We start from the raw sequence: 15,275 nt of genomic DNA, 5'->3' as shown, positions 1-15,275 counted from the left end.
CTCATCAGTCGGCCGTTTCGCGGAGCTCGAGGCCGGGTGGGACCGTGCCGAAGTGGAAGTAGGCGGCGAAGATGCCGGCCGCTTCCTCGGCCGTGAACACCTCGTCCGGATAGATCCACGGCGCGATCATGTTGTCGGGGACTTGCACGCAGATGCCGGGCTCGCCGTCTCGATGGCCGGCACGACCGACGGTGCATCGGCGTGTCACGCTGTCGACGGTGGTGCGGAGCTCGAGCACGAGCGCTTCCGCCGATCCGGTGCAACGCAGGTAGTTCTGTCCGGGGGCGGAGCTGACTTCTGGGGTGATGTCTGCGGGGCTGAGCGGTGCGGGCAGGCGGGTCAGCTGCACCGAGTAGCGGTGGTAGCCGTCGAGCCTGCGTAGCGGGCGGAGAAAGTTGTCGATGGTCTCGCCTGCGCCGACGAAGACCTTCAACCGATCGCTGTAGGTGACCCGATGCGTGCTGACGATCGGCGCTGCCGCGTCGATCGTGGTGGCAGGTGTCTGCTCCCGGGTACGCGTGGTGCGGACGGTGGTTGCCGAACGTGCCGACATCGAAATTGGAACACTCATGAGGTCACCTATCAACGCTTAGTTATCTTTCAGCTATTCAAGCATTGCACCGAGATTTCCCTAATGGAAGAGGTGAGTGACCTGCGACACACTGCCCTGCTGGCGGTAATCACTGCCACCGGCGTGCGGTGGCCGTTTGTCGACCTGGTTCAGCGCCGCAAACCCGGTGCGGGCACACGGGTTTCGGGGTCGTGGCGGTAGACCGGCGTGAGCAGTTCGGCCTCCAGTGGCTCACCGGTCGCGCGGTCGAACCGGCAGGCGACGAGCACTGAGAACAGGTGGGTGCCCGCGCGCTCGTGCAAGGTGGCCAGTCGGGTCGCGAGCAAACGGATGGCGCCCAGCGAGCCCGGCGGGTGCATGCCGTCGATCATCAACACCGTGCCGCGCCCATCTGGACGCGGCAGTCGCGCGAGATAGGCGATGTCGTGCGGATCGGGTCCGCCCGGCCGGTACACCCGGCGCGCCGCCCGGTCCTCGATGCCGCGGCGCGCGTCGCCTGCCCGCGCCACCGCCCGCCGCAGCCGCGGATCGGCGGAGATCAGCTGACGCAGGCTGGGGGAGAGCTCGGGCCCACCGACGACGATCAGGCCGTCGCGGTTCAGGTCGACCGGGCGGCCCGGCAGGAAGTGCTCGATCGAGGCGGTGAAGCCGAGCTCGCGGAGCAACTCGACCAGACGATGCGAGGCCGCCGGATCCGGTGCGCCGATCACCCGCCCCGCCCTGACCTCCGGCACCAGCACGGTGAGCGTCCCGTGCCCGAAGAACAAACCTTCCGGTGCTGGGCCCTGCGTACTCACCTGATGGATACGCGCGCGGGAAAGTCCGGCTGCCGCACCGATTCTGGCAAACGTCCAGCCTTCGGCGTGTAGCTCGCGAATCACCGCGCGACGGATCCTGGTGAGCTCGTTGATCGTCTGCTGGGCCGCCGCCACTCCATCGGTGGCCGCCTTCAGTCGCTCGACCTTGTCTTCGATCGCGAAAACTCGCGCCACGTCATCGGCCGACATGGACGAAGTTTAGACAGCTGGACAGGTCCTGGTGTCTAGACTTCTTGACACTGACCCCTTCTCGTGACTCGAGTGCGCCAGTTCAGCCGGCTGAGTCGGCGGGGTGGTCGTCGAGTGGCCAGGTCTGCCGACGCGGGTGAACTCCGCAGGTAGAGGTCGCGCGGACTCAGGTCGCGTCGGTGTCGATCGGCGGACGTTCGTTGTGCTCCAACGGCTTTTCCGGCTTGGGCATCGGATAATCCGGCATGCCGCTGTTGGTGCCGTAGATATCTTTCTTGTCCGGCAGCGCGTCCTCCAGGTTGCGGAAGATCGAATCGTCACCGTTGAGAAGATGTTTGGTCACCATCGAGCGCGGCGTCATGCCGCGCAGCTCGTTCAGATCGGCCAGCGGCTTGCGGAGATCTTCGAACTCCGGGCCGAGCTCGTCCTTCAGCTGTGCGGTGGCGCCGCTGGCGTAATCGCGCACCTGACGCAGGCTGCGCGTGGTCCAGCGAACCGCGCCGGGCAGTCGCTCCGGTCCGAGGATCACGAGGGCGGCGACGAGCAAGATCATCATCTCGCTCCAGCCGATGTTGCTGAACACGACCTCAGGCTACCTGGCCAGCGGACCCGTGGCTGCGTGGGATTCCGGCGTCACCAGCAGTCCACGTGTTGTTCGCCGACCCTTGGGATCCGGCCGCGTGCGGGTGGCCACCGGATCGGTGACCACCCGCACGCGCAGGCTCGGTGGGCGAAGCCATTCCGGCTACACCCAGTCCAGCACTTCCTCGCCGTTGTGCGGTCCGCCAGAGCACACGTCGATCGTGACCCAGATGCTGTCCGGGTGGCGCACCTGAATGACGCGCCCGCCGCTCTCGCGGCATTGGACGCTGGTGACCGCTGCGGAAGCCGGTGCGGCGAAGCACATCAGCAGGCCTGCGCTGACGACGGCAGCGACCAGGACAGCTCGAATGGCACGAATCATGTCGAATTCCCTCCCATGGACGTGAGATTTTCCTCACTGGGAGCGACACTATCGCGCAGCGCGGGCCGCGCGACTGCCAATGTTTGTGGCACTGCCGATGTTGTGCCAGTGCCTGATTCGCGGTGCGGGACGGCCTCAGTCGGAGCCGAGCGTCGCCGAGACGTCGACGCGGCGACCGTCCCGGATGAGTTGCACGGTCACGGTTTTGCCGATCTCGTTCAACTGCTCGGCGACCGTCAGTTCCTCGGCGCTGGTGACCTCCCGATCACCGACCTTGATGATCACGTCGTTCTCGACGATCCCGGCCCGATCCGCGGCGCCACCGGTCACCACATCCGCGACCTGAGCGCCCGAGAACACCTCGTTGCTCACGGTCTTGTTCCGCGTGGAGACACCGAGCGTCGCATGGTGCACCTGGCCGTCCCGGATCAGCGTCTGCACCACCTGGGTGACACGATCCACCGGGATCGCGAAGCCGAGGCCGACGGAACCGCCTGTCTCACTGCGGATCGCGGTGTTGATGCCGATCACGCGGCCGTCCATGTCGACAAGCGCGCCACCGGAGTTACCCGGGTTGATCGAAGCGTCGGTCTGCACCGCGTCGATCACCGCGTTGGTGTCGCTGCCCTCGCCCTGCAGCTTCACCGGCCGGTGCAGCGCGCTGACGATGCCGGAGGTGACGGTCTTGCTGAGCCCGAGCGGCGAGCCGATGGCAAGCACCTCGTCGCCGACCTGCACATCGCCGGACTTGCCGAGCTTGGCGACCGTCAAGTTCTTCACGTCGACCTTGAGCACCGCGAGATCGGACTTCGGGTCGCGGCCGACGATGTTGGCAGGCACCTTGGTGCCGTCGGAGAAGAGCACCTGGATGGCGGCCCGGTTGGTCTTGTCCTGGGCAGCCATCGACACCACGTGGTTGTTCGTCGCGATGAAGCCCGCGCCGTCCATCACCACGCCGGAACCGGTCGCGCCGTTGTCGCCGACGGTGACTCGGATGGACACCACCGACGGCAGCACCGCGTTGGCGACCTTGGCGATCTGGTTGTGCGCCTGCCCCGGGTCCGCGGCGTCCTGCGCCAGCGTGACCTTGCGTGAGGTGAGCGTCGAGGCCTGTTCGGCGGTCAGCCTGCCGACCAGGCCGCCGATCAGGCCGATGGCGAGGGCGACCACCGCGAGCAAGGCCAGTGCCTTGGGGGCGACCCGGGAACCGAAGAGCACCTCGCGGGCGCTGAGTCGCTCTGCCTTCGGCAGCGGGGCGGGTTCCGGGGTCGGCACCGCGGGAGCGCCCAAACGGGCCGCAGCGGCCGGATCACGCCACGGATCGGCGGGGCCTGCGACGGTGGTCGGCCCGTCGGCCGCGTCCGGGTCGCGCTGCAACAGGTCGGTGGAGCCGGCAGGCCTGCCGAACGCCTCGGCGAGCACCGCGTCCGGCGGGCGGTTCTGCACATCCTGGCCCGCCACCGGGGCGGCGCCGCGGGGCAACGGCTCGGCGAACGAACCCGACTGTCCGGACGGCCTGCGGAAGGCGCGGGCGGTATGCGTGTCGACGTGCGGTCGATATACCGGGCGCGGACCCAAAACGGGCGCGTCCGACGGCCGCAGGTTTCCCCTGGCGGTCGCCGAATCCGAGAGGCTGCCCTGGACTCGATCCGGGGCGTCGGCCGATCCGGTATTCGTCGATTCCGAAGTCACTCGAGGAACTCTACTTGCGCCACCATGTAGTCCACCGGGTCGCGGCGAACGAATCGGTCAGAAAGCCGAAAACCGCCTCGTTGCGCGGAGTCCCCGAGGTGTTCGGTGTTTGGCTCGACGCGCCGCCGGGAAGATCGGCGAGCGGAATTCGGGTCAGGCTGTCGTGCAGTCCGGTGGGAATCGAGATCGGGCCCGACTGGCGCAGCGCGATACGCGCCTGCTGCTGTGCGTCGACCTCGGCCGCGCATTCCGGGCACAGAGAAAGATGTTGGGCGGCACGCAGATAGGCGTTCATCCGCAGCTCGCCGTCCACATAGGCCGCGATCGCCTCGCTCGCCAGATGCTCGGTGGGACGGAATCGAGGCGGACGACGACCGGACGTGCTGGAGTCGCCACTCATTCGGTGCTCACCCTTCCAACCGACATCATCCGATCCGTAGGGCGATGCCGGCGTTGTCCGGCTCACCCGATGTTCGCATCAGCGGCTAGCCGCTGCTCACTTCCATTATGCGCAAGGTAGTCGCGCAGTGCCTGCCGCCCACGATGAATTCGGCTGCGCACCGTACCCAGTTTCACGCCGAGCGTAGCGCCGATCTCCTCGTAGGAGAGACCTTCGATGTCACACAGGACGACCGCGGCACGGAATTCCGGGGCCAGCGAATCCAGCGCGGATTGCAGATCGGGGTCGAGGCGGGCGTCGTGATAGGCCTGCTCCGGGTCCGGCCCCTCGGACGGGACGCGGTCGTAGTCCTCGGGCAGCGCCTCCATGCGGATGCGATTGCGCCTGCGGACCATGTCGAGGAACAGGTTCGTGGTGATGCGGTGCAGCCAGCCCTCGAAGGTGCCTGGCTGGTAGTTGGACAGCGAACGGAACACTCGGATGAAGGTCTCCTGAGTGAGATCCTCGGCGTCCTGTGCATCGCCGGAAAGACGGTAGGCCAGCCGGTAGACGCGGTCGGCGTGTTCACGGACCAGGTCGTCCCACGACGGCATCGCCGCCCGGTCGCCGGTGGCATCGAAGGCAGCGGTGCCGGAAAGCTCGACGGCCTCGTCGGCTTCGCTCGGCAGCTGCTCTGGCAAGGTTGCGTGCTCACGCGCCGCATCGACCATGTGGATGGGGCTACCTCCTACTAGGGACCGCAAACTCGGAACTCGGCTTCTGATCCGAAATCTCATTCGGACCTGGAACCGTTACGTTGGGATACAACCGACAACCTGTATGTCGTTGTTCCCGCGTCCCTCGTCAATCCGGTCGGCTGGTCTTGCGTTGCCCCTACTCTTTCCTGTCCTGATATGGCCTGGATATGGAGATGCTGAGGGATGCCTGAGAAAACTGGCCCCGCAGATTGCGGGGCGGCGCGTGTTGTTCGGAACGCCGATACAACGTGCCCAGCACTAACCTCATAGGCGTGGCATCGAATTTGGAGCGAAATCTCGCCTACGTGGAGGAATCCGTCGTGGAAGACGAGATCCTCGTCAGTGCGCGCGAACGGGCCACCGAACTCGGTGCGGTGCCCGTTCCACCGTCGGTCGGTGCGTTGTTGAGCATGTACGCCCAGCTCTTGGGCGCCAAGGCGGTCGTCGAGGTGGGCACGGGAGCAGGCATCAGCGGCCTGTGGCTGCTCGACGGCATGCGCGAGGACGGCACGCTGACCACCATCGATTCCGAGCCCGAGCATCAGCGCGCCGCCAAGGAGGCTTTCCGGGCGGCCGAGATTCCGCCCGCCCGCACCAGGCTGATCAACGGCAGGGCGCTCGACGTGCTGCCACGGCTCGCGGACGGCGCCTACGACCTGGTGTTCGTCGACGCGGCGCCGCTGGAACATCCGCAGTACGTCACCCAGGCGGTGCGGCTGTTACGCGAGGGCGGCGCCATTCTGCTGCACAACGCGTTGCTCGGCGGGCGGGTACCCGATGCGGCACAACGCGATCCGGCGACCCAGGCGGTGCGCGCCGCGACCAGGGCGATCGCCGAGGATCCCGAGCTCACCAGCGTGCTGATTCCGGTCGGCGACGGCTTGCTCTGCGCGTCACGCGGCTGAACGCCGACTCGGTTGTAAGCAGCCGTGAACGGGCTCAGTCCGTGCGGTGTTTCGCCGTACGGTGGAGTTGTGCCCATCGTTGCGGACATCCAGGGCTGACTCCGTGATTCCTACGTCCTGCGCCGGGTACCCAATCCGCAGCCAGGAGGTACTAGGTAATGCGCGGGTACGAATTGTTCGAAATCGGCCACATCGGCCACATCGTCGTAGAGCATCGGTCGAGTTGGCTGCGGCCCGCGCTGTTCCTTTTCGGCCTCGTCATTGTCGCTGCGGTGCTCGTGATGGTGGTCGTGAGCAACGCCGATTTCGATACCGGTCCCGCGAAAGTCACACCGACACAAGGGTCTTGCGAACCGTTCTGCACTGCGCCCGCCGCGCCGCCCGCCCAGGGCCGGTAGTCGAGCACCCCTGATTCACGCGCGCCTGCGGGTGCGCGTGAATTCGTGTCGGCGCACGGTTTCCGAATTCGGTTGGCGCACCGCGCCTTGCGGCGTCCGGTGTGGGATGAATCACGGAATGCTCACGCCCCCAAGGGATGTACGCTGTTCGGTTCGCCTCCAGCGGTTGGTTCGAGTCGCGGTCGACCGAGATCGCGCGCAGGGGGTCGGACCGGACCGCTGGCGACCGACCCCGGAGGGGTGGGCCGGTCCCAGCGCCGTCTCGCTGCCGAGGGGTTGCTGTTGCGGATTCGTCTGCCGAATACCGCACCATCGTGGCGCGGGGAAGCGCATGCTGCTCAGAGCACATCCGAACCGGTACCAGAGCGGTGCGCCCTCCGGCAGGGGCGCGCGGAAGAGGTGCAACCCGAGTGATCATGTTCTTGCTGAACAACAACAACGACGACAACAACGGGCGTCGCCCGATCCACTGGGGTGGGACGATGATCGCGTTCGGCCTCGTCCTGCTCTTCGGGATCCTCATGGTGTACCTGGTCAGCACCGCCGACTTCGGCCAAGCCCCGACGACAACGGTGCCGCGCACACCGGGTCCCTGCGCGCCCTTCTGTCCGACTACACCGTGACCGCCGCGCCACCCGCCAGTGCGCGGGCGCGCGGCAACTGTGCGGCGATAGCGCTGAGCTGGGTCGCCTCGGTCAGCAGGCTGTCGCCGGTGCACAACGGGCCTGCGCCGACCACCGAGGGCGAGGCACCGCCTTTCTTGGCGGCACACGCGCGTACCAGCCGGACGGCGGCGCAGAGTGCGTCGCGCTCGGGGCCTCGGCTCGTGGTCGCGATGATCTCGTCCTGCAGCCGCTGCGGCGCAGGCGTGGCGTAGCCGGCGAGGATGCGCGCACTGTCGAGTATCTCGATGACCATGCGGTGCAACAGGTATCGGCCCTGATCCGCGGCGACCGGCGTGGCAGTGCGGTGCACGATCTCGGGGCAGGCCGTAGTGAGCTCGAACCACAACGGCAGCAGCCGCTTTCGGTGCCGAGACAAGGCGTCGAATCCGGTCAGGTCGAGTAGCCAGGACAGCACGGGGACGGCGCCGATCACCAGGACGCCGAAGACCTGGCCCCAGATGGCCTCGCGATCGAGGACGAGTTGTGCGTGTGTCAGCCAATTCTCGCATCCGCTGGCCCGCAGCGCCGAGGCCGCGAGCGCCGCGCTGAGTACCGGGAAAGCAATGCAGGCCACCGCAAGGACCAGGGTGTGCAACAGCCGGTCGCGACGATCGGGCTGCCTGCGGATCTCGGTGAGGCACGTACGGGCGAGGAACCAGGCCACCCAGTAGGACAGCGGCGCCAGCGCCAACCAGAAGCCGAACTGGCCCCAGCCTGCCTGGTGATAGATCGCCTCAGGATTCGGCCCCTTGGCAACGCCACCGACGAGCAACGCGATCGCACAGCAGGCACAGGCGATCCCGTACACGAGAACGGGCGAATACGGACTCTTCACCACAGCGGCGACGAGTAGCAGAGTCGCCGCGGTGGTGAACATGAACCCGACCACGCCGAGTTGGTAGATGAGGCCGCCCTCGAGGTAGCCGGCGGTGAGCACGGTGATCAGCCGGCGCAGTGTCGTTTCGTGGGTGGTGGCGATCCCGGTCAACAAGGCGAGCACCACGTTGAATCGGCGGTCGACCAGTGTGATGCGCAAGCGCGCCAGCCGAATCGCGAGCAACAGCCAGGCAGTCACCACGAGCGGGAGCGTCACGGCGGTCGGCAGCATGAACGACATCGGCGCGGCGCGCCTGCTAACGGCGGAAGATCGCGCGGCCGAGGACCGAACCCGAGTGGGACGCATCGGCTTCCGACATCACCAGGGAGGCGAACAGTTCCGCCTGGCTCTCCACGATGTCGTCGTAATCGGTGCGCGCCAGCACCCGCAGTGCCGTGTCCGCGTCCACGCCGGGGAACAAGGTCCGCATCGTGCGCCGTTGCGCGACCGGGGCGACGAAGCCCGCGTGATCGAGCAGTAGATGCGCGATCTCGTGCAGCACAATGTGATTGGCGTGATACCCAGAGCTCGCCGCGTCATAGGCGACGACGATCCGGTCCGGGCATTCGATGACGATCCCGCACGGAAACCCGCTGGACGTCAACGCCGTGTGCGGGTGCAAGGCGATCGGCTTGCCCAGCGACGCGGACACTCGTTCGACGAACGTGCCCAAATGCCAAGGCCGCGGCACCTCCAGCGCCGCCGTCAGCACCCGGACCTGCTCCAGCGCGGGATCGGACTGCGCGCGCCACGTCATGTTCCCCACCCTCGATGCCGGCGGCCGCGCGGCCGAGCAAGTCGGCGGCACACCACCTACGCTGCGGATTCCTCTGTGCCGTACATGATATCGAGCATCGACGGCCGACTCACCGACCACAAGATACCGGTATGGCGACGCTCAGACCCAGACGCCTTTGCCGACGGTGACAACGCCGCCGTTGCTGACCGCGAAGCGTTCGCGGTCGCGCTCCAGATCGACGCCGATGATCTCGCCCTCGGCCACGACGACGTTCTTGTCGAGAATGGCGCGGCGGACCACCGCACCGCGACCGATCCGGACGCCGGGCATGAGCACACTGCCCTCGACGGTCGCGCCGTCGTCGACGACGACATTGGAGCTGAGCACCGAATTGCGCACGGTGGCCGCGGACAGGATGCTGCCCGCGCCGACGATGCATTCCTGGGCCAAACCGCCCTGGGCGAATTTGGCGGGCGGCAAATTCTCCGCGGCGCCGCGGATCGGCCAATGCCGGTTGTAGAGATTGAAGACCGGATGCACCGACACCAGATCCATATGTGCGTCGTAGAACGCATCGATGGTCCCGACATCGCGCCAATAGCCGCGGTCGCGTTCGGTCGCGCCGGGCACCTCGTTGTCGGCGAAGTCGTAGACCCCGGCCTGGCCTGCGGCGACCAGCGACGGAATGATGTCGCCACCCATGTCGTGGTCGGAGTCGGAGTTGTCCGCGTCGGCCTTGATCGAATCCACCAGCACCTTGGTGGTGAAGACATAGTTGCCCATTGACGCAAAAGTGACATTGGGATCGTCGGGCGTACCAGGTGGATGCGCGGGCTTCTCCAGGAACTGGGTGATCCGGCCGGACTCGTCGGAGTCGATGCAGCCGAACGCGCTTGCCTCGCTGCGCGGCACCCGGATGCCTGCCACCGTGACACCGGCGCCGGAGTCGATGTGGTGGGCGACCATCTGCTCCGGATCCATCCGGTACACGTGGTCGGCGCCGAATACCACGATGTAGTCGGGATCTTCGTCGAAGATGAGGTTGAGCGACTGCATGATCGCGTCGGCACTGCCGGTGTACCAGCGCGGACCCAACCGCTGCTGCGCGGGCACCGGGGTGATGTATTCACCGGCGAAGCCGGACAACCGCCAGGTCTGCGAAATATGCCGGTCCAGCGAATGCGACTTGTATTGGGTGAGCACGCACAGCCGCAGGAAACCGGCGTTGACCAGGTTGCTCAGCACGAAATCGATGAGCCGATACGCACCGCCGAAAGGCACCGCCGGTTTGGCACGGTCCGCGGTGAGTGGAAAGAGTCGCTTGCCCTCGCCACCGGCGAGCACGATCCCGAGTACGTGCGGCTGGCTCCTCACCCTTGCCAAACTACCGGGTAACGCGCGGGCGAGTGGCCCCAGTGGAGGTGAACGTCTACTTTGAACCGGGTGAGTTTCGGCACGGACACCGGGCGCTCGACCGTGGAATCCGGCGCGCACGACCGGCTTCGGGTCGCCATGCTGACCCGCGAGTACCCACCCGAGGTCTACGGCGGGGCCGGGGTACATGTGACGCAGTTGACCGCGCAGTTGCGGCAGCTGTGCGAGGTCACCGTGCACTGCATGGGTGTCGCGCGCTCCGACGCCGTCGTGCACCAGCCCGATCCGCAGCTCTACGCCGCCAACGCGGCGCTGCAGATGATGTCGGCACAGTTGCGCATGGCCGACGCCGCCGGACAGGTCGACGTCGTGCACTCGCACACCTGGTACACCGGCCTGGCCGGGCACCTCGCGGCCACGCTCTACGGCATCCCGCACGTGCTGACCGCGCATTCCCTGGAGCCACGACGGCCGTGGAAGGCCGAACAGCTCGGCGGTGGCTATCGGTTGTCCTCCTGGTCGGAACGCAACGCTGTCGAGCACGCCGACGCGATCATCGCGGTGAGCGAGGGCATGCGCCACGACGTCCTCGACGCCTACCCCGCGGTGGACCCGGACCGGGTGCACGTCGTGCACAACGGGATCGACGCGGGCATGTGGCATCCCGGCCCGGTCGGCGCGGGCGCGCGGCCGGTGCTTGCCGTGCTCGGCGTGCGCACCGACCAGCCGATCGTCGCGTTCGTCGGCCGGATCACCAGGCAGAAGGGCGTCGGGCATCTGCTCGCGGCCGCCCGCGACTTCGATCCCGATATCCAGCTGGTGCTGTGCGCGGGCGCGCCGGACACCAAGGAACTGGCCGCGGAGACCGCCGCCGCGGTCGAGGAGCTGCAGCGCACCAGGGGCAATGTGTTCTGGGTTCGCGAGATGCTGCCCACCGAGCAGATCCGCCAGATTCTGGCCGCCGCCACGGTTTTCGTGTGCCCGTCGGTGTACGAGCCGCTCGGCATCGTGAACCTGGAGGCGATGGCGTGCGCGACCGCGGTGGTCGCCTCCGACGTCGGTGGCATTCCCGAGGTGGTCGAGAACGGCCGCAACGGTCGCCTGGTGCACTACGACCCGGCCGAGACGCGGGAGTACGAGCGGGCGCTCGCCGTCGCCATCAACGAGATCGCCGGTGATCCGGCGCTGGCCGCCGAGTACGGCGCGGCCGGGCGGGCCAGAGCGATCGCCGATTTCGATTGGTCGACGATCGCGGCCCAGACCGTCGAGGTGTACGACCGAGTCCGCAAACACTGACAGCAGCCCGCTGGTGCGACAGAGCAAGTTCACCGGAGACGCATGCTGCTGTGCGGCCTACGAGCGGGCCTAGGTGTTGCGCGTGGACGGAAGGTCCGCAGTGGCCGCGTGGTCTGTGACGGGTCTCAGTTCGGCCGATAGGTCGAGATCAGGACCGAGGCGGTGACTTCGGTGACTTCCGGCAGCGCGGCGAGGCCGGGATGTGCCGCCGCGGCATGATGTGCCGACGGGCCCATGCCGACGACGTTCGCCACGTCGACCGTGCCGAGCTTCATCGAATACTCGACGAGCACCCGGTCGACGGCGTCGAAGTGACCCGACATCGCGGTGTCGAGCCTGCGGTCCTTGTCTGGATCGACGGTCACCATGCCGAGCGGGCCGACCAGCTCGGCGAGGTGTCGGTCGGTCGGCGTGGCGACGACGAACTGGCCGTCCTCGGTGAGCACCCGAGCAACCTCGGCCGGATTGCGCGGCGCGAACACCGAAAGCACCGCGCGCACGCTGTGTTCGCGCAGCGGTAGCCCGCGCCAGGCGTCCGCGAGGACCGAGGCGGCCCGTTCGTGCGCGCGGGCGCAGCGCCGGGCGGCGGGCTTGGCGACGTCGAGTGCGATGCCTCGGGTTGCCGGGGCAGCATCGAGCGCACCGGCCAGGTAGTAGCCGGTGCCTGCGCCCACCTCCAGCACGGTGTCCGAGGCGCGCTCGGTGCCCGGCGATTGCCCGCCCGGCCCGACCGCGTCGGTGATCGCCGCAGCGATCGGCGCGAAATGTCCCCCACCTTGAAAGGCGGCACGCGCGTCCAGCATGGCCGCCGTGTCGCCGGTCATTTTGGTCGACGCACCGGTGAGCAGGCTGACATAGCCCTGCTTGGCGATGTCGAAACTGTGCCCGTGCCCACAACGCAATACCCGGTCGTGCGCTTCTAGTCCGAGCGCGCATTCCGGGCAGGCCAGCAGACCGGCCACCGCATCGAGTGCCTGCTGGTTAGCTGGTGACACTCTTCAGTTCGTCGCCGAGTGCCGCGGCCTCGTCCGGCGTGAGTTCGACGACCAGACGCCCGCCACCCTCGAGTGGAACCCGCATCACGATTCCACGCCCTTCCTTGGTTGCCTCGAGGGGACCGTCCCCGGTACGGGGCTTCATGGCCGCCATCCTCTGCTCCCTCCAGATCTGCGCGGTTAGCTGCGCACTTTCTTGGAACTCCAGTTGTCACCAACCAGCGAGCTCGCCGGCATTTGGCGAGCTACACCTGTCCCATTCTTCCCTATCGCGGATGTGGACGGATACCTGAGTTCAAAAAGTGACCGGTCGGCCTGTGTCGGCATGCTCACTACCGACCCAGCAATCGGCCAGGTGATCGTCTACCATCCCGGTCGCCTGCATCAAGGCGTAGGCCGTGGTCGGCCCGACGAACCGGAACCCGCGTCGCTTCAATTCTTTTGCCAGAGCTATGGATTCGGGTGTGGTGGCGGGCACGTCCGCGCCGGTTTTCGGGCGTGGCCGCGGCGGCGGAGCGAACGACCAGAGCAATGTGTCCAGTCCGATATCGAGATCGCGAGCAACCCGGGCGTTGCTGATCGCGGCTTCGACCTTCAACCTGTTTCGGACGATGCCGGGGTCGGCGAGCAGTCGCGCCACGTCGGCGTCGTCGAACTCGGCCACCTTCTCGATCGAGAATCCGGCGAACGCGGTCCGGAAGGTCGGCCGCTTGCGCAGGATCGTGATCCAGGCCAGACCCGACTGGAAGGCCTCGAGACACATCCGCTCGAACAGCGCGTCGTCGCCGTGGAGCTCCTTGCCCCATTCGAAGTCGTGATAGTCGCGATAGAGCTGGGTTTCCAGCGGCCACGGGCAGCGGATCTTGCCGTCGTCCGGCGCGGTCATGCCGGCGCGCCGATGCGGTGGGGGTGCGCCACCTGTGTGCACAGCAGCGCGGCGGCGGGACCGATGATCAGCGCAGACAGCAACAACGTGAGCATGCCGTGAGCTTAGGGTGCGGCACCGACATTCTTTCGGCTGCCGCTCGCGGAAATCGGACCGCGAGCTGGGCGTGGGTCGTGCTAGTCGGTGCTCGGCTGCGGCTGCGGCTGCGGCTGCGGCTGCGGCTGCGGCTGCGGCGTCGCTTCCGGCGCGACCGGTGGCTGCCACTGTGCGGCGCGCGCCTCGGCCAGCTGATGCTGCAACTCGTCGATGCGGGTGGCGAGCCGGGCCAGCGCCCAATCCACCTCGCCTGCCTTGTATCCCCGCACCACCTGCTGGAAACGCAGCGCCCGCACATCGGCCCCGGAAATTCCCTCCGCGGGCAGTACGGTCGCCGTCGTCCCCTCGGGCAGCGGCCCGAGCTCCTCCGACCGCCCGAAGACCGCGCTCGCGAGGAGGAACAGCACCGCGGCCACCAGACCGACGATCAGCACGTACAACAACAACGTGAGCATGCGACCGAGCTTATTGGCTCGTCCGCCGCCGTGAAGCACCGGTTGGTGCGGCGGTAGGCCAGCTACAGATGCCGGGTGGTGTCGATGCCGAGGGACATCCCCGCCAGCCCGCGCTTGCGGACGGCGAGCTTGTCGGCCACCCCGCGCAGTGCCGTCGCGGCGGGGGAGTCGGGATCGCGCAGCACGATCGGCGTCCCCTCGTCGCCCGCTTCGCGCACCGCCTGCTCGATCGGAATCTGGCCGAGCAGCGGCACCGGGGCGCCGACCGCGCGGGTCAGGCGATCGGCGACGGCTTGGCCACCGCCCGAACCGTAGAGATCCATCCTGGTGCCGTCGGGCAGATCGAGCCAGGACATGTTCTCCACCACGCCTGCGATCCGCTGCCTGGTCTGCAGCGCGATGGCGCCCGCGCGTTCGGCGACCTCGGCGGCGGCGGGCTGCGGGGTGGTGACGACCAGGATTTCGGCGCCGGGGATCAGCTGGGCGATCGAGATGGCGACGTCGCCGGTGCCGGGCGGCAGGTCGAGCAGCAGCACGTCGAGGTCGCCCCAGAAGACGTCGGCGAGGAACTGTTGCAGCGCGCGGTGCAGCATCGGGCCGCGCCACACCACCGGGGTGTTGCCCTTGGTGAATTGCGCGATGGAGATCATCTTCACGCCGTGCGCCTGCGGCGGCATGATCATGCGCTCGACCTGGGTCGGGCGGGCGTCGGTGCCGAGCATCCGGGGCACCGAGTGACCGTAGATGTCGGCGTCGAGCACGCCGACGGAGAGCCCGCGCGCGGCCATGGCGGCGGCGAGATTGACGGTGACGCTGGACTTTCCGACGCCACCCTTGCCGGAGGCGACGGCGTACACCCTGGTCAACGAGCCGGGCTGGGCAAAGGGGATCACCGGCTCCGCCGAGTCGCCGCGCAGCTGCTTGCGCAGGGTGGTGCGCTGCTCGTCGTTCATCACGTCGAGCTCGACGGTGACCGCGCCGACGCCTGCCACGTCGGCGACGGCCTTGGTGACCCGCTGGGTGATCTCGGTGCGCAGCGGGCAGCCCGCCGTCGTCAAGTAGACCTCGATGTGGACATTGCTGTCGGCACCGATCGCGATGCTTTTCACCATGCCCAGTTCGGTGATCGGCTTGCGGATCTCCGGATCGTCGACCTTTGCGAGGGCACCCCGCACATCCGATTCCGTAACTACTGGCATGGCAGGAATTTTAGGCGTG

19 protein-coding genes are annotated in these 15,275 nt (G+C 67.5%); 4 read left to right on the top strand and 15 right to left on the bottom strand.

Annotated elements, in window-relative coordinates; genetic code table 11:
- Positions 1-4 precede the first annotated feature (4 nt).
- From ACGFNJ_RS09105 to sigE, 7 genes are all read right to left on the bottom strand, one after another.
- Positions 5-571, bottom strand: coding sequence for a hypothetical protein (locus ACGFNJ_RS09105; RefSeq protein ID WP_393445159.1), 567 nt, complete (start codon positions 569-571; stop codon positions 5-7).
- A 149-nt stretch (positions 572-720) separates the two neighbouring features.
- Positions 721-1,578, bottom strand: coding sequence for a hypothetical protein (locus ACGFNJ_RS09100; protein ID WP_393445157.1), 858 nt, complete (start codon positions 1,576-1,578; stop codon positions 721-723).
- Between the two features lie 166 nt (positions 1,579-1,744).
- The gene (gene tatB, locus ACGFNJ_RS09095) at positions 1,745-2,161 is read right to left on the bottom strand and encodes a Sec-independent protein translocase protein TatB (RefSeq protein ID WP_069164235.1); all 417 of its coding nucleotides are present in this window, start codon (positions 2,159-2,161) and stop codon (positions 1,745-1,747) included.
- A 162-nt stretch (positions 2,162-2,323) separates the two neighbouring features.
- Positions 2,324-2,542: a hypothetical protein gene (locus tag ACGFNJ_RS09090; RefSeq protein WP_393445155.1), complete on the bottom strand. Its 219-nt coding sequence runs from the start codon at positions 2,540-2,542 to the stop codon at positions 2,324-2,326.
- Positions 2,543-2,677: 135 nt separating this feature from the next.
- Entirely contained in the window at positions 2,678-4,234 is a 1,557-nt protein-coding gene (locus ACGFNJ_RS09085) for a trypsin-like peptidase domain-containing protein (RefSeq protein WP_393445152.1), read from the bottom strand.
- Positions 4,235-4,244: 10 nt separating this feature from the next.
- Positions 4,245-4,634, bottom strand: a complete 390-nt coding sequence (locus tag ACGFNJ_RS09080; protein WP_069164238.1) for a hypothetical protein — start codon at positions 4,632-4,634, stop codon at positions 4,245-4,247.
- Between the two features lie 62 nt (positions 4,635-4,696).
- Positions 4,697-5,344: an RNA polymerase sigma factor SigE gene (gene sigE, locus ACGFNJ_RS09075; RefSeq protein WP_393445149.1), complete on the bottom strand. Its 648-nt coding sequence runs from the start codon at positions 5,342-5,344 to the stop codon at positions 4,697-4,699.
- 299 nt (positions 5,345-5,643) lie between these two features.
- Here sigE and ACGFNJ_RS09070 point away from each other — a divergent pair, with 299 nt between their 5' ends.
- From ACGFNJ_RS09070 to ACGFNJ_RS09060, 3 genes are all read left to right on the top strand, one after another.
- Positions 5,644-6,276 carry an O-methyltransferase gene (locus tag ACGFNJ_RS09070; RefSeq protein ID WP_393445147.1) on the top strand — a complete coding sequence of 211 codons (633 nt, stop codon included), beginning with the start codon at positions 5,644-5,646 and terminating at the stop codon, positions 6,274-6,276.
- 158 nt (positions 6,277-6,434) lie between these two features.
- The gene (locus ACGFNJ_RS09065) at positions 6,435-6,674 is read left to right on the top strand and encodes a hypothetical protein (RefSeq protein ID WP_393445145.1); all 240 of its coding nucleotides are present in this window, start codon (positions 6,435-6,437) and stop codon (positions 6,672-6,674) included.
- A gap of 410 nt (positions 6,675-7,084) precedes the next feature.
- Positions 7,085-7,297 (top strand): hypothetical protein, encoded by a 213-nt coding sequence (locus tag ACGFNJ_RS09060; RefSeq protein ID WP_393445143.1) that lies wholly within the window; start codon positions 7,085-7,087, stop codon positions 7,295-7,297.
- Here ACGFNJ_RS09060 and ACGFNJ_RS09055 read toward each other — a convergent pair.
- The 3 genes from ACGFNJ_RS09055 to glgC form a co-directional block, all read right to left on the bottom strand.
- On the bottom strand, positions 7,287-8,456 hold the full coding sequence (locus ACGFNJ_RS09055) for a DUF6545 domain-containing protein (RefSeq protein ID WP_393445140.1): 1,170 nt from the start codon (positions 8,454-8,456) through the stop codon (positions 7,287-7,289). The genes ACGFNJ_RS09060 and ACGFNJ_RS09055 overlap by 11 nt on opposite strands.
- A 16-nt stretch (positions 8,457-8,472) precedes the next feature.
- Positions 8,473-8,973, bottom strand: a complete 501-nt coding sequence (locus ACGFNJ_RS09050) for a hypothetical protein (RefSeq protein WP_393445137.1) — start codon at positions 8,971-8,973, stop codon at positions 8,473-8,475.
- 141 nt (positions 8,974-9,114) lie between these two features.
- Positions 9,115-10,329, bottom strand: coding sequence for a glucose-1-phosphate adenylyltransferase (glgC, locus tag ACGFNJ_RS09045; RefSeq protein WP_393445135.1), 1,215 nt, complete (start codon positions 10,327-10,329; stop codon positions 9,115-9,117).
- A 138-nt stretch (positions 10,330-10,467) separates the two neighbouring features.
- Between glgC and glgA the strand changes: the two genes are divergently transcribed.
- Positions 10,468-11,625 carry a glycogen synthase gene (glgA, locus tag ACGFNJ_RS09040; protein WP_393445917.1) on the top strand — a complete coding sequence of 386 codons (1,158 nt, stop codon included), beginning with the start codon at positions 10,468-10,470 and terminating at the stop codon, positions 11,623-11,625.
- A gap of 125 nt (positions 11,626-11,750) precedes the next feature.
- On the opposite strand, the gene ACGFNJ_RS09035 is transcribed toward glgA, so the two are convergent.
- From ACGFNJ_RS09035 to ACGFNJ_RS09015, 5 genes are all read right to left on the bottom strand, one after another.
- Positions 11,751-12,620 carry a putative RNA methyltransferase gene (locus ACGFNJ_RS09035; protein ID WP_393445133.1) on the bottom strand — a complete coding sequence of 290 codons (870 nt, stop codon included), beginning with the start codon at positions 12,618-12,620 and terminating at the stop codon, positions 11,751-11,753.
- Positions 12,607-12,774, bottom strand: a complete 168-nt coding sequence (locus ACGFNJ_RS09030; RefSeq protein WP_011211259.1) for a DUF3117 domain-containing protein — start codon at positions 12,772-12,774, stop codon at positions 12,607-12,609. The genes ACGFNJ_RS09035 and ACGFNJ_RS09030 overlap by 14 nt, the downstream gene beginning before the upstream one ends.
- Before the next feature lie 141 nt (positions 12,775-12,915).
- Entirely contained in the window at positions 12,916-13,506 is a 591-nt protein-coding gene (locus tag ACGFNJ_RS09025) for a DNA-3-methyladenine glycosylase I (protein ID WP_393445131.1), read from the bottom strand.
- 176 nt (positions 13,507-13,682) lie between these two features.
- Complete coding sequence (locus tag ACGFNJ_RS09020) at positions 13,683-14,057, bottom strand: DivIVA domain-containing protein (RefSeq protein WP_393445129.1); 375 nt, start codon at positions 14,055-14,057, stop codon at positions 13,683-13,685.
- Between the two features lie 62 nt (positions 14,058-14,119).
- Entirely contained in the window at positions 14,120-15,256 is a 1,137-nt protein-coding gene (locus ACGFNJ_RS09015) for an Mrp/NBP35 family ATP-binding protein (RefSeq protein WP_393445127.1), read from the bottom strand.
- Positions 15,257-15,275 lie beyond the last annotated feature (19 nt).

It is taken from the genome of Nocardia sp. NPDC049149, assembly GCF_043197455.1.
In the GTDB taxonomy this organism is placed as follows: domain Bacteria; phylum Actinomycetota; class Actinomycetes; order Mycobacteriales; family Mycobacteriaceae; genus Nocardia.
The sequence above is the reverse complement of the archived record's forward strand: the minus strand, read 5'-3'. Positions and strand labels throughout refer to the sequence as shown.

What these genes read in the sequence shown, in the direction of transcription:
- ACGFNJ_RS09105 (WP_393445159.1), bottom strand. Translation starts at nt 571, where the DNA reads ATGAGTGTTCCAATTTCGATGTCGGCACGTTCGGCAACCACCGTCCGC.
- ACGFNJ_RS09100 (WP_393445157.1), bottom strand. Translation starts at nt 1,578, where the DNA reads ATGTCGGCCGATGACGTGGCGCGAGTTTTCGCGATCGAAGACAAGGTC.
- ACGFNJ_RS09090 (WP_393445155.1), bottom strand. Translation starts at nt 2,542, where the DNA reads ATGATTCGTGCCATTCGAGCTGTCCTGGTCGCTGCCGTCGTCAGCGCA.
- ACGFNJ_RS09080 (WP_069164238.1), bottom strand. Translation starts at nt 4,634, where the DNA reads ATGAGTGGCGACTCCAGCACGTCCGGTCGTCGTCCGCCTCGATTCCGT.
- sigE (WP_393445149.1), bottom strand. Translation starts at nt 5,344, where the DNA reads ATGGTCGATGCGGCGCGTGAGCACGCAACCTTGCCAGAGCAGCTGCCG.
- ACGFNJ_RS09065 (WP_393445145.1), top strand. Translation starts at nt 6,435, where the DNA reads ATGCGCGGGTACGAATTGTTCGAAATCGGCCACATCGGCCACATCGTC.
- ACGFNJ_RS09055 (WP_393445140.1), bottom strand. Translation starts at nt 8,456, where the DNA reads ATGTCGTTCATGCTGCCGACCGCCGTGACGCTCCCGCTCGTGGTGACT.
- ACGFNJ_RS09050 (WP_393445137.1), bottom strand. Translation starts at nt 8,973, where the DNA reads ATGACGTGGCGCGCGCAGTCCGATCCCGCGCTGGAGCAGGTCCGGGTG.
- glgA (WP_393445917.1), top strand. Translation starts at nt 10,468, where the DNA reads ATGCTGACCCGCGAGTACCCACCCGAGGTCTACGGCGGGGCCGGGGTA.
- ACGFNJ_RS09030 (WP_011211259.1), bottom strand. Translation starts at nt 12,774, where the DNA reads ATGGCGGCCATGAAGCCCCGTACCGGGGACGGTCCCCTCGAGGCAACC.
- ACGFNJ_RS09025 (WP_393445131.1), bottom strand. Translation starts at nt 13,506, where the DNA reads ATGACCGCGCCGGACGACGGCAAGATCCGCTGCCCGTGGCCGCTGGAA.
- ACGFNJ_RS09020 (WP_393445129.1), bottom strand. Translation starts at nt 14,057, where the DNA reads ATGCTCACGTTGTTGTTGTACGTGCTGATCGTCGGTCTGGTGGCCGCG.
- ACGFNJ_RS09015 (WP_393445127.1), bottom strand. Translation starts at nt 15,256, where the DNA reads ATGCCAGTAGTTACGGAATCGGATGTGCGGGGTGCCCTCGCAAAGGTC.